Raw genomic sequence first — 23,482 nt, forward strand, 5'->3', positions numbered from 1 at the left:
CTCAGACTGTGGAGGCACCGCCCGGGGCTGGTCGGTTGTCCAGCCGCGCAGCCACCAGCTGAACCTGTTCGCGCAACCATGCATGCGCGGGGTCGTTCTGTAGGTGCCGTGGCCAGGCCATGGTCTCGACCAGCGGGGGGACCTCCACCGGCACCTCCAGCATGCGCAGCGGCAGGTGCCGCACCGCATATTCCGCGAGTCGCCGGTGCAGGGTGGCCACACGCTGGGTTCCCACCACCAGCAGCGGCAGTGTGCTGAAGTTGTCAACGGAGCATTCGATGCGGCGCTGCCTGCCATAGCGTGGCTGGAACCACTCCTCAAACATCACGGCTCTGGCGTCCTCTCCCAGACGCACGACCACATGCCCCAGTTCCATGTACTGGTCGAACGTAAGCGACTCACCCACCGATGCATGACCGGTCCACACCAGGCAGACATGGGTGTCCCGGAACAACGGTGTCCTGGGATGGGTGAAATGGGTCAGATAGGGCTCGGGCATCACGATCAGGTCCAGCTCCCCGCGGTCGAACACTTCAGCGAAACCCTTGGGAGGTCTGCGTACATCGACGGACACCTGGGGTGCCTGCACGGCAATGTGCTGGATCACTTCGGCCATGAGCACCGTGGTCACGTAGTCTGACGCACACACAACGAACTTGCGGTGTTCGGTCTTCGGTTCGAATGCAGGCCTGCGCCCAAGCGCCGCGCGTACCTGCAGGAGGGCCTCGCGCACGGGCTCGACCAGGGTCTGCGCCAGCGGGGTCAGCGTCATCTGCCGCCCCACCGGCACCAACAACTCGTCACCAAAGTGCTCCCTCAACCGCTTGAGCGCCGCACTGGCGCCGGATTGCCCAATGTGAAGCCGATCGCTGGCCTTGGTGACGTTTCGCTCCTCCAACAGGGTATCCAGAATGACCAACAGGTTTAGATCAAATCGTTCAAAGCGCATGGTGGGCGGCTGCTTTTCAACACAGGGGTGGACCTGTTTGTGGCGTTTTTTGGACGGTCATCATGGCACGCGAACACTGTCGGCTGTAGCGAGCTTTCCCCATGAAATTTGTGAATCGCCCCGGGGCGATGCAGGGCGAAGAGAGTCAATAACCCTGAGCACCCGCCACTTCGACAACGCGGGCCAGATGACCTTGCTCTATGGCCTGACGCGGCGTTAAACCGCCCAGAGCTGTCCGCGCCGAAGTAGAACTGAGCCACCGCGCCGCTTGAATCGTGAGCCAGGGGTGGAAGCCGACGCCGTGATGGTCGGCTGTGGATAAGTGTATGCCTTGCCTTGTTCTGTGGCCTCTTTTCGCTTCTTGTGATCGAACTCATAAGGCGCGAAGGGCGAAGCCCGTAGCGCCTTGCCACGAGCGGTAGTCGTCAATCGGTGGCGTCTGGTGAATCGGCCTTGGTGCCTGTCTTGCGGGTCTGCTCTCTGGCCTTGATGCGCTTCTTCGCCGTAGCGCGGCTGGCGGGCGCGGCGGACAGCTTCCACAAGCACAGCGAGATGTCGCGCGACGCTATCCGGCAGCGCGCGCGCAGCGAAGTGCAGCAGCGGCTGGACAGCGGTGCGGTCGGCGCCCTGGAGGCTTGGTCACGCGATCCCTGCGCGCTGGACGAAAGCGCGATCACCGAGGTCGTGCTTTCCTTGCTTGAAGGCACGCAGCCGCCACAGGTCTTCGAGGCGGAGGCGGCGCCGGGAAAGGCGCTGCTGGTGGGCGTCTGAGTTGGCTTTGGCCGCTATTACCTGAGGGGAAATCCATGATCCGCAAGTTTCTCGAAGACTCGGGGGCCTGTGCATCCACGATGTGCCAGCAGGCGGATGTGCAGGGTCGCGCGCCCGGGGATGCCCGCATCTTCAATTCGTGCAATACGGCCGAGTCCTGCTTGTGGGGTCACATCGGCGGACGCAACGAACGGCTGCTTTTGGCCGATAGTATTCATTCGTTTGCGGTCAGCGTATGACTGCAACCAGCCTCTTGCAGTCATCGGAGCGTTTAGGGGCTGCTCGGACCGCAAGAACTTCTGGGAAAGCCAAAGAAAAAGAGCGCTCACCTTGAGCGCTCTTTCTTGTATAGCAACAAGTCCAATCCAGACCTAGGCGACATTCGCATGTATTGGCCTTCTTTACCCGTTGAATTCGAGTTTACGACTTTACAGTTACAAATGACCGCCCCGCAAACCCGCATGAATGCTAGAGGTCTGTTTACGACTTTATTTTCGAGTTTACGACTTTAATTGCCCGGATTAATTCCGGGGGGTCAGTTCACTCGTCACTCCACCGTGACACTCTTGGCCAGGTTCCTGGGCTTGTCCACATCCGTCCCCCGCGCACATGCGGTGTGGTAGGCCAGCAGCTGCAGCGGCACCACGTGCAGCAGCGGGCTCAAGGGGCCGTAGTGCTCGGGCATGCGGATGACGTGGATGCCGTCGCTGCTTTCGATGCGGGTGTCGGCGTCGGCCAGCACGTAGAGCACACCGGCGCGCGCACGCACTTCCTGCATGTTGCTCTTGAGCTTTTCGAGCAAGGTGTCATTGGGCGCCACGGTGACTACGGGCATGGCACTGGTCACCAGGGCCAGGGGACCGTGCTTGAGTTCACCGGCCGGGTAGGCCTCGGCGTGGATGTAGCTGATTTCCTTGAGCTTCAAGGCGCCTTCCAGCGCAATGGGGTAGTGCAGGCCTCGGCCCAAAAAGAGAGCGTTTTCCATCCGGGCAAAGTCTTCGGCCCAACTGATGATTTGTGGCTCCAGCGCCAGCACAGCCTGCAAGGCCACGGGCAGGTGGCGCATGGTTTTGAGGTGGGCGGCTTCTTGCTCTTCGCTCAAACGGCCTTTGGATTGGGCCAGCGCCAGCGTCAGTAAAAACAAGCCCGCCAGCTGGGTGGTGAAGGCCTTGGTGCTGGCCACACCGATCTCGACACCGGCGCGCGTGATGTACGCCAGCTTGCATTCGCGCACCATGGCGCTGGTGGCCACGTTGCAGATGGTCAGCGTGTGCTGCATGCCCAGGCTCTGCGCGTGGCGCAACGCGGCCAGGGTGTCAGCGGTCTCGCCAGACTGGCTGATGGTGACAACCAGGGTGCGTGGGTTGGGCACGCTGGTGCGGTAGCGGTATTCGCTGGCCACTTCGACTTGCGTGGGGATGCCCGCGATGTCTTCGAGCCAGTATTTGGCGGTGCAGCCGCTGTAGTAGCTGGTGCCGCAGGCCAGGATCAAAACGCTGTCGATTTCCTTGAACACGCGCCAGGCGGCGGCGCCAGGTTCGCCATGCTGGCCCGCGCCGTCGAACAGCTCGGGCACGATGCCAGCCAGACCTTCGAGCGTGTCGGCGATGGCACGCGGTTGCTCGAAGATTTCCTTTTGCATGTAGTGTCGGTAGGGGCCTAGCTCGGCCGCGCCGCTGTGGGCCAGCACGGTGCGCACGGGGCGCTGTTCGGGCGCGAGTGCGGCACCGTCCTTGCGCACGATCCAGTAGCGGCCCAGCTGCAGGTCCACCAGGTCGCCCTCTTCCAGATAAACGATCTGGTCAGTGACGCCCGCCAGGGCCATGGCATCGCTGGCCAGAAAGTGCTCTGCGCCCCCGTTTCCAACCCCCAGGATCAGCGGCGAACCAGCGCGTGCACCCACCACGCGGTGCGGTTCGTCCTTGTGCATCACGGCGATGGCGTAGGCGCCGTGCAGTTCGGCCACGGTGGCCTGCACGGCGTCGAACAGGTCGCCGCTGTAGTGGCTGTCAACCAGGTGGGCGATGACTTCGGTGTCGGTCTGGCTCACAAACACATAGCCGCGTGCCTGCAGCGCCTTGCGCAGTTCTTCGTGGTTTTCAATGATGCCGTTGTGCACCAGGGCTACGCGGCCTGCGCTTTGGGCCTGCGCGTCTGCGCCAGTGCCGTGGCTGAAGTGCGGGTGGGCGTTGTGCACGGCGGGCGCGCCATGGGTGGCCCAGCGGGTGTGGGCAATGCCGGTGGCACCGTCGATGTGTTCGGTGGTCACCTGCTCCAGCAACTCAGCCACGCGGGCGGTGCTGCGGGCGCGCTGCAGGCCGGCCGGGCGCGCTGCATCGAGGCTGGAGGCATGTACCGCCACGCCGCAGGAGTCATAGCCCCGGTATTCAAGCCGCTGCAGGCCCTGGACGAGGATGGGAACGATGTTGCGCGTAGAGACCGCGCCGACGATGCCGCACATGGTGTTTGCCCTTGGGTTGGAGTCGATGGGGCGGATCGTAAGCAGCATTGAGAAAAATTATCGATTGATATTTCAATGAAATTGAACTTAAATTTCATCAAACGCAATGTATGAAATTTTTATTCAATTTATAGAAGATCATGGAATCCATATTACTCGACAGCACAGACTTGCAGCTGCTCAACCTGCTGCAAACCGACGCGGCGCAGAGCAACCAATCCCTGGCCGAACAGGTGCATGTCTCCCCGCCCACCTGTCTGCGCCGCGTCAAGCGCCTGCACGATGCCGGTCTGATCGAGCGCCAGGTGGCCATCCTGCAGCCCGACCGGCTTGCGGCCATTCAGGGCCACGGGCTGGCCTGCATCGTCGAGGTGTCGCTGGACCGCCAAGGCGCCGAACAGCTTGACGCGTTCGAAGCCCGCGCCGTGGCCGACGACGCCGTGCAGCAATGCTGGCGCGTATCGCCCGGGCCGGACTTTGTGCTGGTGGTGCACACACGGGACATGCCGGGGTACCTGGCGCTGTCGCAGCGCCTGTTCACGGGCGATGCCAATGTGCGCAACGTGAAGGCCTTCTTTGCAACCCGCAGGGCAAAATTTGGTACAAAAGTGCCTCTAGCGCTTGATCATAAAGCGCAAGCAGCTATTTAATTCATAGCAAATGGTTGACAGCCCCTTTGCATGCCGTTGTCCCAGTCCTCTTGCCTTCCCGCCGCATCGGCATAGAGTGGTTGGACACACAGGAGCCACGCCGCATGGAGTTCAAGGACTACTACCAGACGCTGGGGGTCAGCCCCACCGCCACGGCCGACGAGATCAAGAAGGCCTATCGCAAGCTGGCGCGCAAATACCACCCCGACGTGAGCAAGGAGCCCGACGCCGTGGCGCGCATGACGGCTGTGAACGAGGCCAACGCCGTGCTCTCCGACCCGGAAAAACGTGCCGCCTACGACCGCCTTGCGCAAGAACCGCGCATGCAGCCGGGGCAGGACTTCCGCCCGCCCCCGCACTGGGATGCGGGGTTCGAGTTTTCGGACGGCGCGGGTGGTCCGGGTGGCGCTCCAGGCGACTACAGCGACTTTTTTGAACAGCTGTTTGGCCGCGCCGCCAGGGCGCGTGGCGCCGGGCGCAGCGAACACACCAGCGGAAGACAGCCCCCCACCCAGCGCGGCGCAGACCACCACGCCCGCATCGAGCTGGACCTGGCCGACGCCTACCAGGGCGCCGAACGCACCCTCACGCTGCAAAGCGCGCACCAGGCCGATGACGGATCGCTGGTGCGCGACGAGCGCCACCTGGCCGTCAAGATCCCGCAGGGCGTGCGCGAAGGCCAGCTCATCCGCCTGGCTGGCCAGGGCAGCCCGGGCTGGGGTGGCGCACCGGCGGGCGATTTGTTTCTGGAGGTGCTGTTCAAGCCCGACCCGCGCTGGCGCGCGGAGGGCCGCGATGTCTACCAGCCGCTGGTGGTGGCCCCCTGGGAGGCAGCCCTGGGCGCCTCGGTCGAGGTGGGCACGCCGGGCGGCTCGGTCATCGAGGTGGCGGTGCCCGCAGGCTGGAAGGCGGGGCGCAAGCTGCGCCTCAAAGGCCGGGGCATCCCGGGCACACCACCGGGCGACCTTTATCTGGAACTGCACATGGCCCTGCCACCGGCCAACACCGATGCCGAACGCGCTGCGTACGCCGCGCTGGCCCAGGCCTTTCCCCACTACAACCCGCGCGCTGCGCAAGGAGCCCAGCCATGAGCGCCCACTCCCCCACGCCCCCCGCAGAACTGCTCGACGATGGCAGCGCCGCCCTCACGCTGGACGCCCTGGCCCGCGCCTGCCGCATGGATGCCGACTGGGTGGCCGCGCGGCTGCAAGAGGGGCTGCTGCAGGCTGGCACCGAAGGCGAAGGCGACCGCTCGGCCTGGCGCTTCAGCGGGGCCACCGTGGTGCGCGCCCGGCGCATTGCCCACCTGGAACTCACCTTCGACGCCGATCCGCACCTGGCCGCGCTCACGGCCGACCTGATCGAAGAAGTCACCGCCCTGCGTCAGCAGCTGCGGCACCTGAAAGGCCATTGAACGCGGCTGAGCACGACGGAACACTGGGGGGCCACGCCGCAGCACCTGGTCATTTCATGCTGGCATCGCCCCACAGGGGCATGTAAGCTCCCCCCAGCCCTTTCGCGAGCCCGCCCCCACCAGAGCGCAGCACGAGCGGCATCACCCTATCCATCCATGCCCACACACCGCCGCCAGATGCCCCGCCGCATCTACCCCCTGCGCATTCTGGGCATGGGGCTCGGTGGCATGGTGGTGGGCGTGGTGCTGTGGGAGCGCCACGCCAGCGTCACCGCCTGGCTGGCCATGGTGCTGCCTGCTTTTGTGTGGCCCCATGTGGCCTACCTGATCACACGGCACAGCGCCGACCCCTACCGCGCTGAAACCCGCAACCTGCTCATTGACTCCGCACTGGCCGCCAGCTTTGTGCCGTTGATGCACTTCAACCTGCTGCCCAGCGTGTTGCTGCTGACACTGACCATGGTGGACAAGATCACCACCGGCATCCGCGGGCTGTGGGCGCGTGCGCTGCCCGCCATGCTGGTCGGAGGGCTGGCGGGCGTGGCGCTGGCCGGCCTGCACTGGGCGCCGGAAACCTCCATGCGGGTCATGGTTGCCTGCCTGCCGGTGATGGCGCTGCACACGCTGTCGGTCAGCATGGTCAGCTACCAGCTCATCCGCCAGTCGGCACGGCACAACCAGATGCTGGACGAACTGCGGCGCGTGGATGCGCTCACGGGCCTGTTCGGGCGCGGCCACTGGCAAGAGCAGGCCGAGGCGGCGCTGCGCCGCCACCACGCCAGCAACGAACCCGCCTGCATGCTGATGCTGGACATTGACCATTTCAAGGAAATCAACGACGCCCATGGCCACACCGTGGGTGACGAGGTGATCCGCGCGCTGGCCCATGTGGTGCGCGGCAACGTGCGCGCGGGCGACTGCGCGGGGCGCTACGGCGGCGATGAATTTGCCATCGTGCTGCCGGGCATGCTCGCCAAGGACGCGCTGGCCATTGCCCACCGCATCCGCGAGCAAACCGAAGGCGTGCGCCTGCGCAGCCTGCCCGGCGTGCGCATCACCAGCAGCATCGGCGTAGCCCCCGCCGACCACCGCCACAGCAACCTGCGCGCCTGGATCGACGCCGCCGACGCCGCGCTGTATGCCGCCAAAAACGGTGGGCGCAACCGCGTGGCGGGGTGCATGGAGCCAGCGCTGGCGCCTGCGGTGTAGCAGCCCAGAACCGGTTCCAGAACACCACATTCGCCGCCCCGTGCCAGCATGACCCCCGCGAACGATCCGCAGCCTGCTTCTTACCGCCGCCACGGTGGCATCGGCCCCGCGTCGGAGCGGCTGACCTACCGCCGCATCTACCCGTTGCGCATGCTGGGCATGGGCCTGGGTGCCGTGTTGCTGGGCAGTGTTCTGCACGACAACCAGTCTCCGGCGTGGATGTGGTGGTTGCTGGGGGTCACCGCGCTGGTCTGGCCCCAGCTGGCCTACCTGCTGGCCCGGCACAGCGCCGATCCCTACCGGGCCGAAGTGCGCAATCTGCTGATCGACTCGGCCATCGCTGGCATGTGGGTGCCGCTGCTGCACTTCAACCTGCTGCCCTGCGTGGTGATGGTCCTCATCACCACCTACGACAAGTTCAGCACCGGCATCAAACGCCTGTGGCTGCACTCCCTGCCCGGCATGGCGGGCATGTGCCTGCTGATGACCTTGCTGCTGCGGCCCGAGCCACGACTGGAAAGCTCACTGCTGGTGGTGGTGTGCACCCTGCCCCTGCTCATCGTGCATGGGTTGGCGGTCAGCACGTCCAGCTACCGGCTGATCCGCACGGTGGCGCGGCAAAACCGCGAGCTGGAGAGCCTGCGCCGCACCGACGCCCAGACCGGCCTGGTGGCCCGCAGCCACTGGCAGGACCAGGCCAAGCTCAGCCTGGAGCGGTTTCACGCCAGCGGCAGCCCCGCCTGCCTGCTGATGATCGACATCGACCACTTCAAGTCCATCAACGACCTGCACGGCCACACCGTGGGGGACGAAGTGATCCACGCCGTGGGCCAGGTGATCCTGGACTGCGTGCGCGCACACGACCACGCAGGCCGCTATGGCGGGGACGAATTTGCAGTGGTGCTCAGCGGCACCCGCGCAGCCGATGCGCTGGCCATCGCCGAGCGCATTCGCAGCCGCATCGCGGCCCTGCACCTGCGCGACCAGCCTGGTTTGCACCTCACCAGCAGCATCGGCCTGGCACAAGCCGCGCCCCACCAGGCGGGCCTGCGCGAGTGGATCAACGACGCCGACGCCGCCCTGTACCGCGCCAAAAACGCCGGGCGCAACCAGGTGGCAGACCATGAAGCGCAGACATCCCACGCGGCACCACCTACCCAGGTGGTGCAGACCCATTGAACCCGGAGGGGGTTTGCTGCACCTGCTGAGCCCGGGGCGCTGACAACGCCGCGGGCCCCAGGAATCAGCATAATAATTGCCGCCAGCGCTTACCCACCAAGCGCAAACAGCTATATTTTTAATAGCAAATCATCAAATCCTTGCTCACCCCGGCCAGCACACACGCACCGTGCAGCCACCGCCCGGCACCGCCGCGGCACTGATCTGCGCGCCATGGCGCTGCGCCACCGCGCGACACAGCGCCAGCCCCGCTCCCACGCCGTCAAACTCCGTCTCGCGGTGCAGGCGCTGGAACACGCCGAACAAGCTGCCCGCGCGCGCGGGGTCAAAGCCCACGCCGTTGTCTTGCACCGTAAAAGCCACCTGGCCTGCGGGTGCAGCATCCGCCGACACCGTGATGCACGCGTGCGCCACAGGGCGGGTGAACTTCAGGGCATTGCCCAACACTTGCACCAGCAGCTCCTGCAGCAGCGTGGGGTCGGCCTGCAGAGTGGGCAAATCCGACGCAATGCGCCACTCCACCGCCCGCCCGGCCTCCGCAGCGGCCAGCGCGGCGCGCGCCTGGGGGATGGCACCACCCAGCGGCACCGGCTGCAGGCGCAGCGGCGCGCGGCTGGCGCGCACCAGGGCTTGCAGGCCGTCGATCATCAGCCCCATGCGCCGGGCAGACTGGTCCATCGTGGCCAGAAAACCCAGCGCCTCCTGCACCTCGGCACCCTGCACCACCTCGGGCGGCAGGTCGCTCAGCACCTCGCGTACCAGCGTGCCGTACGACGTCACATGCCGCAGCGGCGCGCGCAGGTCGTGCGACACGGCACGCAAGAACTCCTCTTGCGCAGCGGCCATGTCGGCCACCTGCTGCTGGCTGCGGGCCAGCGCGGCGCGCAATCCCTGCAATTGCTGCAGCTCGTCCCCGGCGCTGGCGTCTGGCGCGCTCATGGCTTGGGTTGTTTGGCGGGCCTCGCCCAGTTGGCAATGCTCACCTGCTTGCCCCGCGCCACACTCAGCGCCCCCGGCGCCGTGCTCTTGGTAATCGTGCTGCCACCACCCACCGTGCCGCCCGCACCAATGGTCACGGGCGCCACCAGCACGCAGTTGCTGCCCACATGCACATCGGCCTCGATCACCGTGCGATGCTTGTTGGCACCGTCGTAGTTGGCGGTGATGCTGCCTGCGCCGTAGTTCACGCGTTCGCCCACCGTGGCGTCCCCTAGGTAGGCCAGGTGGTTGGCCTTGGCACCATCGGCCAGGGTGGAATTCTTCACTTCCACAAAGTTGCCGATGTGCACCTCGCGGCCCAGTTGGGCGCCGGGGCGCAGGCGGGCAAACGGGCCGATCAGCGCGCCCTCGCCCACGGTGGCGCCCAGCTTTTCGCCGTCGATGTGGGTGTAGGGGTGGATCACCGCGCCTGCTGCGATGCGTGCGTTGGCAATGCAGCAGTTCGCGCCAATGCTCACGCCCTCGCCCAGCTCCACACGGCCGGTGAAGACGCAGTTCACATCAATCTCCACATCCTGCCCGCAGACCAGCTCGCCACGCACGCCGGTGCGGGTGTCGTCGCGCACATCGAACCGGGCCGGGTCGGCCAGGCGCACGCCCTGCTCCATCAGCGCCCGCGCCTGGCGCAGTTGGTGCGCACGCTCCAGCTCGGCCAGTTGCAGCGGACTGTTGACGCCTGCCACCTGCAGCGCATCGCTGATGCGGTGGGCCACCACCGGCACGCCGTCAGCCACGGCCATGGCGACGATGTCGGTCAGGTAGTACTCGCCCTGGGCATTGTCATTGGTGAGCCGCGCCAGCCAGGGCGTGAGCAACCGCGCGGGCACGGCCATGATGCCGCTGTAGATCTCGGTGATGGCGCGCTGGGCGTCGCTCGCGTCCTTGTGTTCGACGATGCCTTGCACGGCATCCGATGTATTGCGCACGATGCGGCCATAGCCCGTGGGATCGGGCAGGGTCACCGTGAGCAGCGCCAGCCGCTCGCCACCGCTGGCAGCCACCAGGGCGCGCAGGGTGTCGGCCTGGGTCAGGGGCACATCGCCCGAGAGCACCACCACCGTGCCGTCTTCGCGCAGGTGCGGCACGGCCTGCAACACGGCATGACCCGTGCCCAGTTGGGGTTCCTGGCGCACGAATTTGAGGTCAAAAGAGGCGCCATCGCCTGCTGCACCTGCGGTAGCCGCTTCTACTTCTGTAGCGCCATGGCCGGTGATGACGATGGCGCTGCGGGCCTGCAGGTGCGCGGCCTGGTCCAGCACATGGTGCAGCAGGGGGCGGCCGGCCAGGCGCTGCAGGACCTTGGGCAGGCGGCTTTTCATGCGCGTGCCTTTGCCGGCCGCCATGATGAGGATGTCGAGTGGGGTCATGAAAGAGGAGATGGGTGGGCGCTGCAAAAGCCCGGCGCGCGGGCATGGCGTGGATTATCGGCTGCAGCCAGCTGGGCGCAAAAAGCTATTAAAGCAATAGCTATTCGCGCTTATCTATCAAGCGCTAGAGGCCATTTCTCTCAGATTTCTGCCGCAGCGGACAGCGTTTACAGCAGCGGCATCAGCCGGGGCGGCGTGTCGTAGTACTCGGCGATGCGCGCAAGAGCCCGGGTGTTGAGCAGGCGCAGGCGGCCGTTCTTCAGCTCGTGCAGGCCCAGCAGCGACAGGCGCCGCAGCGTCTTGTTGGTGTGCACCAGCGACAGCCCCAGGGCGTCGGCAATGTGCTGCTGGTTGAGCGGGAACGCCACTGTGCCGTCCTCCACCAGCCCGATGCGGTCAAGCCGTCGGTACAGGTGCATGAGCAGCATGGCCACGCGCTCGGTGGCGTTGCGGCGGCCGGCGGTAAGCAGGTTGTCGTCCACATGGCCTTCTTCGTGCGCCGACAGCCAGGTGATGTCGTAGCCCAGGCGCGGGTGCTCGCGAAACAGCGCCCACAGGCTGTCGTTCTGGAACACACACAGCGAACAATCGGTCAGCGCCTCGATGCCATGGGTGGAGACATCGCCAAACTCCTGCTGCAGGCCCACCAAGTCGCCAGGCAGCAAAAAATTGAGGATCTGGCGGCGCCCGTCGCTCATGGTCTTGTAGCGAAAGGCCCAGCCCGAATACAGCGTGAACAGCTTGGCGTTGGTCTGGTTTTCGCGCACCAGCGCGCCGCCTGCTTCCACGGCCAGGCTGTCGGTGCGAAAGCCTTCAATGAAGTCCAGCACCTCGGGCTTCACGGCGGTGAAGGCGCCGGTCTTGCGCAATCTGCAATCGTGGCACGTTGGGGGGCAGACATGGGCGGGCAGGGTGGCGTTCATGGTGGCGCAATTCTCATCGATTCACATTTGGCGACAGCACCACAACGCGCCGGGTGGCGCAGCAGTTACATCTATGTCTTTTGACATTGTGCAACCGCCGTGTGCCCCCTACATTGGGCCTCACTTATGAACGTATCCCCCGCCCTTTACGAGGTCCTCTACGTGAGCACCCTCGCCCCCGAGCAACCGCTGAGCGTGGTGGCCGAGATTGCCGGGCGAGCGCGCCAGGTCAACGCGGAGCTGGACGTGACGGGATTGCTGATTTTTGACGGCCAGCGTTTTTGCCAGCAGCTCGAAGGTCCGCAGAAGGCGGTGCTCAAACTCATCGAACGCATCCGCAACGACCCCCGCCATGTCAACGTCGAGGTGCTGCACCACGGCCCGCTGGCGGGCCGGCGTTTTCAACACTTCAGTCTGGCATTCAGCACCGTGGAAGACGAGGATGCACTCGCCCGCATGGAGAAATTGGATGGGGATGCAGCCCTGGCCGCCTTCGAAGCCGTGCGGGGCGAACTCGTCCACTGAGACCGCCCCCCCACAGCACGGGGCAGACACCAGACATCAAGCGGCTACCGGCCAGCGCCGCAGGACCAGCGTGGCGTTCACGCCGCCAAAACCAAACCCGTTGAGCATGGCGTGGGAGAGCGCCATGGGCCGGGGCCGCAGCGCCACCAGGTCCAGCCCCTCGGCCAACGCATCGGGCGTGCGCAGGTTCAGCGTGCCCGGCACCACCTGGTCGCGCAGCGCCAACGTGGTGAAGATGGCGGCCACCGCGCCCGCCGCCCCCAGCAGATGGCCCGTGGCCGACTTGGTGGAGCTGATGGCCACTTGTGCCCCCGCGCCAAACACACGGCGAATGGCGGCCAGCTCGCCCCGGTCGCCCACCCCGGTGGACGTGGCGTGGGCGTTCAGATGCTGCACGTCCTGCGACGTGAGGCCTGCCTGCGCCAGCGCTGCCAGCATGCTGCGCGCTGCGCCGTCACCGTCTTCGGGGCCGGAGGTGATGTGGTACGCGTCGGCCGACGTGCCGTAGCCCACCAGCTCGGCCAGCGGCGTGGCTCCGCGCGCGAGGGCATGGTCCAGCGCCTCGATCACCAGCATGCCCGCGCCCTCGCCCATCACAAAGCCGTCGCGCTGCGCATCGAACGGGCGCGATGCCTGCTCGGGGGTGTCATTGAACGCCGTGCCGAGCGCTTTGGCCGCTGCAAAGCCGCCCAGACTCACGCGGTCAATGGCCGCCTCGCTACCGCCGCACAGGGCCACATCGGCCTCGCCGCTGCGGATCAGGCGCGCGGCGTCGCCAATCGCCTGCACGCTGGCGGCGCACGCGGTGACCGGCGCCCCCAGCGGCCCCTTGAGGCCATGGCGAATCGACACCTGCCCTGCCGCCAGATTGACGAGGAAGGAGGGCACCGTGAACGGCGACAGGCGCTGCGGGCCGCGCGTGTCGGTGGTGCGCACCGCCTCGGCAATCGCGCCAAAGCCGCCAATGCCCGAAGCGATCACCGTGGCCGTGCGCTCGCGCGCATGCTCATCGGCAGGCGGCCAGCCGGCCTGCGCCAGCGCCTGCTGCGCCGCGCCCAGCGCAAAGGGGATGAAGCGGTCCATCTTGCGCTGGTCCTTGGACGAGACGATGGCGTCCACATCCCAGCCGCCTTCGGGGTCTTGCGCCACATCCGGCACCTGCCCCGCCACCTTGGCGGCAATGCCGTCCGTGACCGCGTCCGGCAGGCGTGAGAGGCCCGAGCGCCCGGCCAGCAGGCGCTGCCAGACCAGTTCCACGCCGCAGCCCAGCGGCGACACCAGGCCCATGCCCGTGACCACAACGCGCCGCATCAGGCCACCGCCTTGTCGCAGCACAAACCACTCCACACCTCGGCACCACGGCCGCCAGGGATCATTTTTTTCATGCATTCACCTCGTCAGACAAATTGGGCGCAGCACCAAGAACCGGTTCTGGGACGCTGCAGCGACGCGCGGAAAGGGCCCGCGCCTTTATGATTGCAGCCATCATCATAAAGGCACAACCGCTTTTTGCGTACGCTCGCAATCAATAAGAGGCTCCCATGAAGGTTTCCAAAGCACAGGCCGCAGAGAACCGGCAGGGCATCCTGGACGCAGCCTCCCGCCTGTACCGCGAGCGGGGGCTGACCGGCGTGGGCGTGGCCGACATCACGCGCAACGCCGGGCTCACCCATGGCGGGCTGTACCGGCATTTCGCCTCCAAGGACGCGCTGGTGCAGGAGGCGTGTGCGCGGGCGTTTGACTGGTCGATGACCCCGCTGGAAGGCGCCACACCCCACACCACCGTGGGCGAGCGCATCCAGCGCTACCTCTCGCCCCAGCACCGCGACGCGCCGGGCACCGGCTGCCCCGTCGCCGCGCTGGCGGTGGACGCCGCACGGGCGGGCGGTGGGCTGTCGGAAGTGTTTGCCGAGGGCATCGAGCGCAACATCCAGCGGTTTGCCCAGTTGTTGGTCGACAGCAGGGCCGAGGCAGGCAGCGCAACCGTGCGGTCACAAGACCGGGATTGCGCGATACAAGTGCTGGCCACCATGGTCGGCGGGCTGGTGCTGGCCCGAGCCACCGCTGCGGCGCAGCCCGCGTTGTCGGATGAACTGCTGACGACGCTGCAGACCCAGCTGATTGGGCTGTTGGGCGAAGAGCCGCGCTGACGGTCTGGTGATTCCCCGTTCGCTATTAAAAAAAGAGCTGCTACCGCTTGATGGACAAGCGGTAGCAGCTCTTTTGACTCTAACTCCACGCCCAAACCGAGGCGACCGAGCGCCTCAGATCAGGTCAGGCGCAGCAGGCATCGCCCCAGGCGGGAGCCCCGTTGCCAACGGACGCACGGCGCCACCAGGATGCGGGGCGGGCACTGGCGGCATCGCCATCCACCCAGCGGTACTGCAGACGGCGGCCGTTCAGCGACTCGACCACCACAGACTGGCCCGCAGCCACGGGCAGCGACTGCCCTGCGCACAGGAACACGTCGCTGCTGTCGCCCAGGCCCTTGCCCAGCGTGACCCAGGCCTGGCCTTCGGCAATGCGCAAAGTCATTGCAACCTTGGGTGCCAGCGTGACAGCAGCGCCCGCTGCCACGTTGCCGGTGCTACCAGCGACCGCGCCCAGCGCGCGGGAAGATGCAAACAGATGAAGAGCGTGAGAGGTTGTCATGGTGTTCTCCGGGTAAACCCTAATAAGACCGTATGGTGCGCGGCTTGCAGAACAACGTCCAATGAAAAGCACGGCACCTATTGATGCTTTTCCTGCATATACGCTTCAAGCGGGCTTGCGCTGTAGCGGTGCTGCTATCCGATGCAGAGCAAACCGGGCCAGACCGGCGGCGAACCGGCCGCCTGCACCCGTCACATCGGCCAGCGCCGCACCCAGGGCGCGCCCGCTTTGGCCCAGTGCCTGCACCAGGTCGCGCAGCGGCTGCACCACGCCACATTCCCAGTCGCGGGCGGCCAGGCTGGCGGGCTGCGCCGTGGCGGGTGCCACCACGCTGTCCCAACGGAAAGCCACGGCCTCAGCGTTGCCCCGGGGGTTCCAGGCTTCCATCACCACATGCTGGCCCGGCGCAATGGTCAATTGCTCCCCAGCCCGCAGCACATGATCGGCCGCCGCCCCCGGCAAATCCGCCAAAGACCCGCTCAGGGTGAGCCAGACCTGCCCCTGCGCAATCTGCAATACACCATGGGTGTGCGGCCGCAGCGACAAGGCCCGGCCTGTGGCCAGTTTCCAGCAACCGGCCGCACGACGGCCAGCCAGGGCGGCGTGGACGGATTGTTGCGATTCCAGAACGTTGCGGGGGGACATGACAGGCTCCTTGGCTTCAGTAAAACGTGTTGAGGAGCCTGAATGGTGCGCCTTCCACCGTACACAGTCCAATGAAAACGCGGTACGCTATTCATTCCGTCAACGCATGAATCGCCCTCCAGGACACCTGCCATGGCCTCTGCCGAATATTCCCCCGCCGTCCTTCGCACCCGCCCCGTGGCCACCGGGCACTGGCGCGCCTTTCTCGCGGTGGCCAAACACCTGAACTTCCGCGCCGCCGCCGACGAACTGGCGCTCACCCAGTCGGCCGTAAGCCGCCAGATCCAGGCGCTGGAGGAAGAAGTGGGCGTGCCCCTGTTTCTGCGCCACACCCGCGCGGTGGAGCTGACCAGCGCGGGCGCGCAGCTGCAGCGTGCCGTGGGCCCGGCGCTGGAGCGCATGGACGCCGCCGTGCGCCTGGTGCGTCAGACGGCCGGGCGACGCAGTGTGGCCATCACCACCTGGGCCAGCTTTGCGTCGATGTGGCTGATCCCGCGCATGGAGGAGTTTCAGCGCGACAACCCCGGCATCGACATCCGCATTGATGCGAGCGACGTGCAGGTGGACCTGGAAACCTCGGACGTGGACCTGGCCCTGCGCTACGCCATGCCCGCCGGCGCCACGCAAGGCGGCATCCGCCTGTTTGGCGAGCAACTGGCCGTGGTGGCCAGCCCCTGGCTGCTCAAGAGCGGCAAACCGCTGCGCACCCCCGCCGATGTAGCGCAGTTCACCCTGATCGAGGCAGGCGACGCCCACCGCACGCACTACCTGGAATACCTGAGCTGGCGCCGCTGGTTCGACACGTGCGACCTGACCAAGCTGCAACCCCAGCGTTGGCTGTACTTCAACTACGCCCACCAGATCGTGCAGGCCGCGCTGGCCGGCCAGGGCCTGGCGCTGGCACGCATGCCGCTGATTGCCGATGCGCTGGCCGCTGGCGACCTCGTGGAGGTGCTGCCCGGCCACCGCATCGACTCGCCGCTGGCCTATTGGCTCATGGTGGGGCCACGCAGCGCGCAGCGGCCGGAGATCAAGGCCTTCTGCGCCTGGCTGCAGGTGCAGGCCGAGGCCACCCGCCAGGCAATTGGCGATGTGCCCGATCCGGATTTGAACGACAACCTGGACGGGGCCTGATGAAGAAAGCGCTGGGCCTTGCGGCTTCAGCGCTTTTATTTTGATAGCTTCCAGCGCTTATTCGACAAGCGCTGACAGCCAATCTGACTTAAAAATCAGGACAAAGTCACTCTTGCGAACTTGCGCTTGCCCACCTGCACCACGTAGGTGCCAGCGGCCAGCTTCAGGCCCTTGTCGCTGACCACGCTGCCATCCACACGCACGCCGCCGCCGTCGATCAGGCGGTTGGCCTCGCTGCCCGAGGGCGCCAGGTTGGCCTGCTTGAGCAAGGCGCCGATGCCCAGCGGCGCACCGGAGAGCGCCACCTCGGGAATGTCTTCGGGCACGCCGCCCTTGCTGCGGTTGATGAAGTCCTGTTCGGCCGCATCGGCCGCAGCCGCGCTGTGGAAGCGCGTGGTGATCTCCTTGGCCAGCATCACCTTGGCGTCCTTGGGGTTGCGCCCGCCCTCCACCTCGGCCTTGAGTGCGGCGATCTCAGCCAGGCTCTTGAACGACAAGAGCGTGTACCAGTCCCACATCAGGGTGTCGCTGATCGACAGCACCTTGGCGAACATGGTGTTGGCGTCTTCGGTGATGCCGATGTAGTTGTTCTTGGACTTGGACATCTTGTCCACGCCATCGAGCCCCACCAGCAGCGGCATGGTGAGCACACACTGCGGCTCCTGACCATATTCCTGCTGCAGATGGCGGCCCATGAGCAGGTTGAACTTCTGGTCCGTGCCGCCCAGCTCCAGGTCGCTCTTGAGCGCCACCGAGTCGTAGCCCTGCATCAGCGGGTACAGGAACTCGTGCACCGCAATGGAGTGGCCGGTGGTGAAGCGCTTGTGGAAGTCGTCGCGCTCCATCATGCGCGCCACGGTGTAGCGCGAGGCGAGCTGGATCATGCCGCTGGCGCCCAGGGGTTCGCTCCACTCGCTGTTGTAGCGAATCTCGGTCTTGGCCGGGTCCAGCACCATGCTGGCCTGCTTGTAATAGGTCTCGGCGTTCACCTTGATCTGCTCAGGCGTGAGCGGCGGGCGCGTGCTGTTGCGGCCCGAGGGGTCGCCGATCAGGCTGGTGAAGTCCCCGATCAGGAAAATCACCTGGTGGCCCAGATCTTGCAATTGCCGCATCTTGTTCAGCACCACCGTGTGGCCGATGTGGATGTCGGGAGCCGTGGGATCGAGCCCGAGTTTGATGCGCAGCGGCTGGCCTGTGGCCTCCGAGCGCGCCAGCTTCTTGACCCATTCGTCCTGCGGCAGCAGCTCTTGCACGCCACGCACGGAGATTTCGAGGGCCTGTCTTACACCATCAGAGACCGGGGTTGTTGTAACAGCAGATTGATTCATAAGGGTTTTTTGGGATGTCTAGACAGCATGCACCGCTATACTTCAGCCCACATTGCTTGAGGCGGATTCTAGTGGGACCGCTGTTTCGACCTGTTTTTGACCATTCTGTCGAACGGCTGCAGCCTGACAGTCTGTGCTCCATGCCTTGCCCCGCGCCAGCGCCGGGGAAGTGTCACGGATTCACTCTCACCCTGGGGATAGACCATTGATTCACGGCTTGACCACCGCCAGCTCGGCTTTGCTTGACCGGCTGTCCCGCACGATCCAACAACATCCCAAACGCATCACCGCCGCCGTCGCAGCCATCCTGCTGACGGGTGGTGGCGGCGCATTCGCTGTGGCGTCCTTTGCGCCGGACCCGGCCGAGCTACCGGTGCGCATGGTGAGCTACCCCGTTGAATCTCTGGCAGAAAACCTCGTGCTGGGCGAGCTGGAAGCTCCGGGCTTTTCGCTGTTCCGCTCGGAACAGGTGCGCAGCAGCGACACCCCCGAGTCGCTGCTGCAGCGCATGGGCGTGGCCGACCCGGCCGCCGCTGCATTCATGCGTGGTGACACTCCTGTGCGACAAAATGTGCTGGGCCGCACCGGCCGCATCGTGTCGGCAGAAACCACGGACGACCACCGCCTGATTCGCCTGACGGTGCGCTGGGTGCCGGACGACAGTGGCAACTTCCGCCGCCTGATCGTCGAGCGCACGGGCGACAACAAGTTTGCGACGCGCATCGAAACCGCCAAGATGACGACCAACAGTCGGCTGGCGGGCGGCATCATCCACAGTTCGCTATTTGCCGCCACCGATGCGTCCAACATCCCCGACGCCGTGGCAGTGCAAATGGCCGAGCTGTTCTCGGGCAACATCGACTTTCGCCGTTCGCTGCGCAAGGGCGACCGCTTCTCGGTGGTGTACGAAACGCTGGAAGCCGATGGCGAGCCCCTGTCCAGTGGCCGCGTTCTGAGCGCCGAGTTCGTGAATAACGGCAAGACCCATGAGGCCGTCTGGTTCCAGGAACCCGGTGCCGCCAAGGGCGCCTACTACACGCTGGACGGCGAAAGCATGCGCCGCGCGTACCTCACCTCCCCGGTGGAGTTCTCGCGCGTGACCAGCGGCTTCAAGATGCGCCTACACCCCATCCTGAAGACTTGGCGCGCCCACCTGGGCACCGACTTCGCCGCGCCCACCGGCACCGCAGTGCGCACCGTGGGCGATGGCGTGGTGGAGTTTGCAGGCGTGCAGAACGGTTTTGGCAATGTGGTCTTCGTCAAGCACCGCAACCAGCACGTCACCGTGTATGCCCACCTGAGCCGCATCGACGTGCGCCAGGGACAGTCGGTCGAACAAGGCCAGACCCTGGGCGCCGTGGGTGCCACAGGCTGGGCCACCGGCCCGCACCTGCACTTTGAGTTCCGCGTCAACGGCGTGCACCAAGACCCCATGACTATCGTGGCCCAGAGCGAGGCGGCCGCGCCAGTCTCAAAGGCCTCGCGCCCTGCGTTTGACCGCCTGGCGGCCAACATGCGCATCCAGCTGTCGGCCGCTGCACAGATCGAACAAGCCAGCGCAGAGTGAAGTGAAGCCTCGCCTGAGTCGCTTCGCGCCTTCCCCCCACGGGGGGACGCCGCCAGCGCACGCAAGCGAAGCGCCGCATACGCGGCGCGGCGGCCCTTGCGCGGCAACCACTGGCCTCGGCCGCGCCGCTTGCCTGGGCTTTGGGGCCCCTGGACCTGAGGCTCTTCCGTCCACACTTTCACAGTCCACACGGCTCCTGTGAGCGCATCCGAGCTGTACATCGGCCTGATGTCGGGCACCTCGCTCGATGGCATCGACGGGGTGCTGGCCGATTTTTCCGGCTCGCACTGCGTGGTCACCCACCATGCCAGCGCGCCCTTCGCGCCCGAACTGCGGGCCGAACTGATGGCCCTCAACACTTCGGGCACTGACGAATTGCACCGCGCTGCGCTGGCAGGCAACGCCCTGTCGCGGGCCTACGCGCAGATTGTGCAAACGCTGCTCAAGCGCAGCGGGCAGCCAGCATCCTCCATCCGCGCCATCGGCGCCCACGGGCAGACGGTGCGCCACCGCCCCCAGGAATTTGATGGCACGGGGTATACCCTGCAGCTGGGCAACCCAGCCCTGCTGGCGGAGCGCACCGGCATCACCGTGGTGGCCGATTTCCGCAGCCGTGACGTGGCGGCAGGTGGACAGGGTGCACCCCTGGTGCCAGCGTTTCACCAGGGGGTTTTTGGCCGCGCGGGTGAAACCGTGCTGGTGCTCAACATCGGCGGCATCTCCAACCTCAGCGTGCTGGGCGCCGACGGCAGTGTGCTGGGCTTTGACTGCGGCCCCGGCAACGCGCTGATGGACTACTGGTGCCAACGGCACACCGGCCAGGCTTTCGACGCAGGAGGCGCGTGGGCCGCCAGCGGAAAGGTGCTGCCGGAGTTGCTGGCATCGTTGCTGGACGAACCCTTTTTGCACAAGCCACCCCCCAAGAGCACGGGACGCGATCTGTTCAACCCCGCATGGCTCGCACACCACTTGGCGCCGTTCGCACAGGTAAACCCTGCCGACGTACAGGCGACCCTGACCGAATACACCGCCCGCGCATGTGCAATAAGCGCAAACAGCTACAAAAAAAGTAGCCAAACGATGGCAGTGTGCGGCGGCGGCGCACTCAATGCCCATTTGATGGCACGGCTGCAGGCAGCCTGCCCTGGCGTGCAGGTCACCGCCACCGATACCCTGGGCCTGCCCGCATTGCAGGTGGAGGCGGCGGCCTTTGCCTGGCTGGCACGGCAGGCGCTGCACGGACGGCCCGGCAACCTGGCCAGTGTGACCGGCGCTGCGGGAGCCCGTGTGCTGGGCGCTGTTTACCCAGCCTGAAAAAACAAAAGCCGCCCATGCGGGCGGCTACGTGGTCAGAGGTCAGGTACAGAGCGGTGTGTACACCTGACCCCTACCCTCTCCGTGTCAGGCAGAGAAGCTGGAGCCACAGCCGCAGGTCGTCGTGGCATTGGGGTTCTTGATAACGAACTGAGCCCCTTGCAGGTCTTCCTTGTAGTCAATCTCGGCGCCGACGAGGTATTGGTAGCTCATGGCATCGATCAACAGCGACACACCGTTCTTCGTCATGGTGGTGTCGTCTTCATTGGTGATTTCATCAAAGGTGAAGCCGTACTGAAAACCCGAGCAACCGCCGCCTTGCACAAAAACGCGCAGTTTCAGGTCAGGGTTGCCCTCTTCGGCAATCAGGTCCGCCACCTTGGCCGCCGCGCTGTCCGTAAACAGGATGGGGGCAGGCATTTCGGTCTGGATGTTTTCGGCAACAGCGCTCATGGGGTACTCCGGGTTCAAAGTTTGCGGTGAATAGTACTGCAGTCTTCTCGGGAATTCAGTTCACTGCCCGTTTGACGCTAACTTCAGTGGGGGCTTTTCCTCTACCAGCACAGCCACCGGGCACATCTGCCCGGCAATCACGGCGCCCTGGTGCATCTCCAGCGCCTTGTAGTGCACATTGCCGGTAATCTTGGCCTTGGGCTGCAGCTCCAGCAGTTCGGCAGCGTGCACAGGCCCCACCACCTGGCCATTGACGATCACATGGTCGGCATGCACCGCCCCCTCCACGCGCGCCGTCTCGGAAATCACCAGGATGCTGGGCTGCTCCGAACCCGCACGGATGTCCCCCACCACCTCGCCATCAATGCGCATGCCTTCGGCAAAGTGCACATCTCCCTCGATCCGGGTGCCCTGGGCGATCAGGCTTTTGATCGGTGGCTGCTTCTTGCGGGAAAACATGGGTGAAAACTCCTCAATGCGCATGCTCCAACCCGGAGCATACAAACAGAAAACGACGGGGCAGAAAGCCCACGGAAAACGGCTACGGCGCGAAGCCCCGCACACATCACCCCTGCCTGCCACAACGACCGGCGCAGGGCTGCATGGGGCCTTGCAGCAGGCTGGATGAGGCTCCCCGGAGGGGCCCTTCCCAACCCTGCCGCCGGACTAGTCGATGGTCATCGCCTGCACGGCGCGAACCGCAGAGCCCTCCAGCACGCGCGCGGTCACGGTTTTTACCACGGCGCTGGGGGGCAGATCGAGCACACCCTCAATGCGCCGGTACTGCTTGACCTGCAGCGGCTGTCCCTGGGCTGGCTGGGTCTGGGTCCAGGGCTTGCCATCCTGGGTGCCCGTCAGCACCAGTTCCAGCCGACCATTGAATTCGGGGGCATTGCGCGTCGCCTGGATCACCAGGACCTGCCAGCGCAGCTGCATTCCCCCCAGCACCTCGGCCTGCAGACTACGGATCGCCAGCCCTTCGGCCTTTGCGGCGGGAATCAGCTTTTCAAAGAACCCCAGGTCTTCGCGCAGCGTGCGGTTGTCGGTCTCCAGCTGCCGAACCTGCGCCATCAGGCTTTCCTTGGCAGCCCGCTCGGCCACCAGAAGACTCTCCGCCGTATGGGCTACCGTCTGTTGCTCTTGCCCCTCAGCCCGCAAGCGATCCACTTCCGCCCGCAATTGCAGGAGTTCGTCACGGGAGACGGTATCCAGCCCTGCGATGGACTTTCCAAACTCAAAGGCCCAGAGGGCTACTGCCGCACAGAAACCAAAAACCACGGCCAGGGCCAGCCAGCGAAGGGGCCAGGGCAAGGCACTGCGGATGGCCACCCTCGGGGCGCTGATCGTCAGTCGGCGGCGCAGAAGGCGAAGGCGCATGGTGAGAAGGGGTGAAACATCAGGATGGCTCGGAGAAAAGAGCGCACCTTAAACGAAAAAACCGCCCGAAGGCGGTTTTTTGTTCTGTAAAGCAGTCCGAGGAAAGCTTCGCAGGGAGAAGGATGCCAGCCCGAAAGCGGCCATCCCTCCAGAGCCCAACCAGCTTAACGCTTGGAGAACTGCTTGGCGCGGCGTGCGGAATGCAGACCGACCTTCTTACGCTCGACTTCACGGGCATCACGCGTCACGAAGCCAGCTTGGCTCAGGACGGGCTTGAGGGATGCGTCGTAGTCGATCAAAGCACGGGTGATACCGTGGCGGGCAGCGCCAGCCTGGCCGGATTCACCACCACCGTGCACGTTGATCTGGATGTCGAAGGTTTCGACATGGTTGGTCAACGCCAGGGGTTGCTTGGCAATCATGATCGAGGTTTCGCGGCCGAAGTAGGACTGGATGTCCTTGCCGTTCACCGTGATCTTGCCGGAGCCTTTTTTAAGAAACACGCGGGCGACGCTGGACTTGCGACGGCCGGTGCCATTGTTCCATTCACCAATCATCTCAAGGC

Annotated in this window: 25 protein-coding genes; 12 read left to right on the forward strand and 13 right to left on the reverse strand. The window is 65.5% G+C overall.

The window, feature by feature from the left end; genetic code table 11:
• Nucleotide 1: 1 nt before the first annotated feature.
• The gene (locus ACT89O_RS20740) at nt 2-949 is read right to left on the reverse strand and encodes a LysR family transcriptional regulator (RefSeq protein ID WP_487261060.1); all 948 of its coding nucleotides are present in this window, start codon (nt 947-949) and stop codon (nt 2-4) included.
• Nucleotides 950-1,438: 489 nt separating this feature from the next.
• On the opposite strand from ACT89O_RS20740, the gene ACT89O_RS20745 reads away from it, so the two are divergent.
• Entirely contained in the window at nt 1,439-1,720 is a 282-nt protein-coding gene (locus ACT89O_RS20745) for a hypothetical protein (protein ID WP_487261061.1), read from the forward strand.
• 35 nt (nt 1,721-1,755) lie between these two features.
• Nucleotides 1,756-1,959 (forward strand): hypothetical protein, encoded by a 204-nt coding sequence (locus ACT89O_RS20750; RefSeq protein WP_487261062.1) that lies wholly within the window; start codon nt 1,756-1,758, stop codon nt 1,957-1,959.
• 308 nt (nt 1,960-2,267) lie between these two features.
• Here the strand turns inward: ACT89O_RS20750 and glmS are convergent, their stop codons facing one another.
• Nucleotides 2,268-4,181: a glutamine--fructose-6-phosphate transaminase (isomerizing) gene (gene glmS / locus ACT89O_RS20755; protein ID WP_487262890.1), complete on the reverse strand. Its 1,914-nt coding sequence runs from the start codon at nt 4,179-4,181 to the stop codon at nt 2,268-2,270.
• 140 nt (nt 4,182-4,321) lie between these two features.
• Here glmS and ACT89O_RS20760 point away from each other — a divergent pair, with 140 nt between their 5' ends.
• From ACT89O_RS20760 to ACT89O_RS20780, 5 genes are all read left to right on the forward strand, one after another.
• A complete protein-coding gene (locus tag ACT89O_RS20760; RefSeq protein ID WP_487261063.1) occupies nt 4,322-4,831 on the forward strand; it encodes an Lrp/AsnC family transcriptional regulator in 510 nt (169 codons plus the stop codon).
• 104 nt (nt 4,832-4,935) lie between these two features.
• Nucleotides 4,936-5,922 carry a DnaJ C-terminal domain-containing protein gene (locus ACT89O_RS20765; RefSeq protein WP_487261064.1) on the forward strand — a complete coding sequence of 329 codons (987 nt, stop codon included), beginning with the start codon at nt 4,936-4,938 and terminating at the stop codon, nt 5,920-5,922.
• On the forward strand, nt 5,919-6,245 hold the full coding sequence (locus ACT89O_RS20770; RefSeq protein WP_487261065.1) for a MerR family transcriptional regulator: 327 nt from the start codon (nt 5,919-5,921) through the stop codon (nt 6,243-6,245). Before ACT89O_RS20765 ends, ACT89O_RS20770 begins: the two co-directional genes overlap by 4 nt.
• Nucleotides 6,246-6,401: 156 nt before the next feature.
• A complete protein-coding gene (locus ACT89O_RS20775; protein WP_431150776.1) occupies nt 6,402-7,454 on the forward strand; it encodes a diguanylate cyclase in 1,053 nt (350 codons plus the stop codon).
• 48 nt (nt 7,455-7,502) lie between these two features.
• On the forward strand, nt 7,503-8,633 hold the full coding sequence (locus ACT89O_RS20780; RefSeq protein WP_431150778.1) for a diguanylate cyclase: 1,131 nt from the start codon (nt 7,503-7,505) through the stop codon (nt 8,631-8,633).
• Nucleotides 8,634-8,777: 144 nt separating this feature from the next.
• On the opposite strand, the gene ACT89O_RS20785 is transcribed toward ACT89O_RS20780, so the two are convergent.
• From ACT89O_RS20785 to ACT89O_RS20795, 3 genes are all read right to left on the reverse strand, one after another.
• Nucleotides 8,778-9,572 carry a sensor histidine kinase gene (locus tag ACT89O_RS20785; RefSeq protein WP_431150779.1) on the reverse strand — a complete coding sequence of 265 codons (795 nt, stop codon included), beginning with the start codon at nt 9,570-9,572 and terminating at the stop codon, nt 8,778-8,780.
• Nucleotides 9,569-10,999: a bifunctional UDP-N-acetylglucosamine diphosphorylase/glucosamine-1-phosphate N-acetyltransferase GlmU gene (gene glmU / locus ACT89O_RS20790; protein WP_487261066.1), complete on the reverse strand. Its 1,431-nt coding sequence runs from the start codon at nt 10,997-10,999 to the stop codon at nt 9,569-9,571. The genes ACT89O_RS20785 and glmU overlap by 4 nt, the downstream gene beginning before the upstream one ends.
• A gap of 167 nt (nt 11,000-11,166) precedes the next feature.
• Nucleotides 11,167-11,922, reverse strand: a complete 756-nt coding sequence (locus tag ACT89O_RS20795) for a Crp/Fnr family transcriptional regulator (RefSeq protein ID WP_121421217.1) — start codon at nt 11,920-11,922, stop codon at nt 11,167-11,169.
• 126 nt (nt 11,923-12,048) lie between these two features.
• Here ACT89O_RS20795 and ACT89O_RS20800 point away from each other — a divergent pair, with 126 nt between their 5' ends.
• Nucleotides 12,049-12,447 carry a BLUF domain-containing protein gene (locus tag ACT89O_RS20800; RefSeq protein WP_055394662.1) on the forward strand — a complete coding sequence of 133 codons (399 nt, stop codon included), beginning with the start codon at nt 12,049-12,051 and terminating at the stop codon, nt 12,445-12,447.
• A 36-nt stretch (nt 12,448-12,483) separates the two neighbouring features.
• Here ACT89O_RS20800 and fabF read toward each other — a convergent pair whose 3' ends face one another.
• Nucleotides 12,484-13,758 carry a beta-ketoacyl-ACP synthase II gene (gene fabF / locus ACT89O_RS20805; RefSeq protein WP_487262891.1) on the reverse strand — a complete coding sequence of 425 codons (1,275 nt, stop codon included), beginning with the start codon at nt 13,756-13,758 and terminating at the stop codon, nt 12,484-12,486.
• Between the two features lie 230 nt (nt 13,759-13,988).
• Between fabF and ACT89O_RS20810 the strand changes: the two genes are divergently transcribed.
• Nucleotides 13,989-14,597, forward strand: a complete 609-nt coding sequence (locus ACT89O_RS20810; protein WP_121508510.1) for a TetR/AcrR family transcriptional regulator — start codon at nt 13,989-13,991, stop codon at nt 14,595-14,597.
• Nucleotides 14,598-14,721: 124 nt separating this feature from the next.
• Here the strand turns inward: ACT89O_RS20810 and ACT89O_RS20815 are convergent, their stop codons facing one another.
• Both ACT89O_RS20815 and ACT89O_RS20820 read right to left on the reverse strand, forming a co-directional pair.
• On the reverse strand, nt 14,722-15,099 hold the full coding sequence (locus ACT89O_RS20815) for a DUF2917 domain-containing protein (protein WP_487261067.1): 378 nt from the start codon (nt 15,097-15,099) through the stop codon (nt 14,722-14,724).
• 105 nt (nt 15,100-15,204) lie between these two features.
• Entirely contained in the window at nt 15,205-15,744 is a 540-nt protein-coding gene (locus tag ACT89O_RS20820; protein WP_228896100.1) for a DUF2917 domain-containing protein, read from the reverse strand.
• A gap of 132 nt (nt 15,745-15,876) precedes the next feature.
• Here ACT89O_RS20820 and ACT89O_RS20825 point away from each other — a divergent pair, with 132 nt between their 5' ends.
• Nucleotides 15,877-16,878, forward strand: coding sequence for a LysR substrate-binding domain-containing protein (locus ACT89O_RS20825; protein WP_487261068.1), 1,002 nt, complete (start codon nt 15,877-15,879; stop codon nt 16,876-16,878).
• A 95-nt stretch (nt 16,879-16,973) separates the two neighbouring features.
• Here ACT89O_RS20825 and tyrS read toward each other — a convergent pair whose 3' ends face one another.
• Nucleotides 16,974-18,206 (reverse strand): tyrosine--tRNA ligase, encoded by a 1,233-nt coding sequence (gene tyrS, locus ACT89O_RS20830; protein ID WP_487261069.1) that lies wholly within the window; start codon nt 18,204-18,206, stop codon nt 16,974-16,976.
• A 205-nt stretch (nt 18,207-18,411) separates the two neighbouring features.
• Here tyrS and ACT89O_RS20835 point away from each other — a divergent pair, with 205 nt between their 5' ends.
• Together ACT89O_RS20835 and ACT89O_RS20840 are read left to right on the forward strand one after the other, a co-directional pair.
• Nucleotides 18,412-19,773 carry a peptidoglycan DD-metalloendopeptidase family protein gene (locus ACT89O_RS20835; protein WP_487261070.1) on the forward strand — a complete coding sequence of 454 codons (1,362 nt, stop codon included), beginning with the start codon at nt 18,412-18,414 and terminating at the stop codon, nt 19,771-19,773.
• A gap of 198 nt (nt 19,774-19,971) precedes the next feature.
• Nucleotides 19,972-21,087 (forward strand): anhydro-N-acetylmuramic acid kinase, encoded by a 1,116-nt coding sequence (locus ACT89O_RS20840; RefSeq protein WP_487261071.1) that lies wholly within the window; start codon nt 19,972-19,974, stop codon nt 21,085-21,087.
• A gap of 87 nt (nt 21,088-21,174) precedes the next feature.
• On the opposite strand, the gene erpA is transcribed toward ACT89O_RS20840, so the two are convergent.
• The 4 genes from erpA to rpsI form a co-directional block, all read right to left on the reverse strand.
• Complete coding sequence (gene erpA, locus ACT89O_RS20845) at nt 21,175-21,540, reverse strand: iron-sulfur cluster insertion protein ErpA (protein WP_008907234.1); 366 nt, start codon at nt 21,538-21,540, stop codon at nt 21,175-21,177.
• Nucleotides 21,541-21,600: 60 nt separating this feature from the next.
• Nucleotides 21,601-21,999, reverse strand: a complete 399-nt coding sequence (locus ACT89O_RS20850) for a bactofilin family protein (protein WP_055394679.1) — start codon at nt 21,997-21,999, stop codon at nt 21,601-21,603.
• A 207-nt stretch (nt 22,000-22,206) separates the two neighbouring features.
• Nucleotides 22,207-22,917, reverse strand: a complete 711-nt coding sequence (locus ACT89O_RS20855) for a DUF6776 family protein (protein ID WP_055394671.1) — start codon at nt 22,915-22,917, stop codon at nt 22,207-22,209.
• Between the two features lie 164 nt (nt 22,918-23,081).
• Nucleotides 23,082-23,474, reverse strand: coding sequence for a 30S ribosomal protein S9 (gene rpsI / locus ACT89O_RS20860; RefSeq protein WP_005798582.1), 393 nt, complete (start codon nt 23,472-23,474; stop codon nt 23,082-23,084).
• Nucleotides 23,475-23,482 lie beyond the last annotated feature (8 nt).

It is taken from the genome of Acidovorax sp. NN32, from assembly GCF_057597245.1.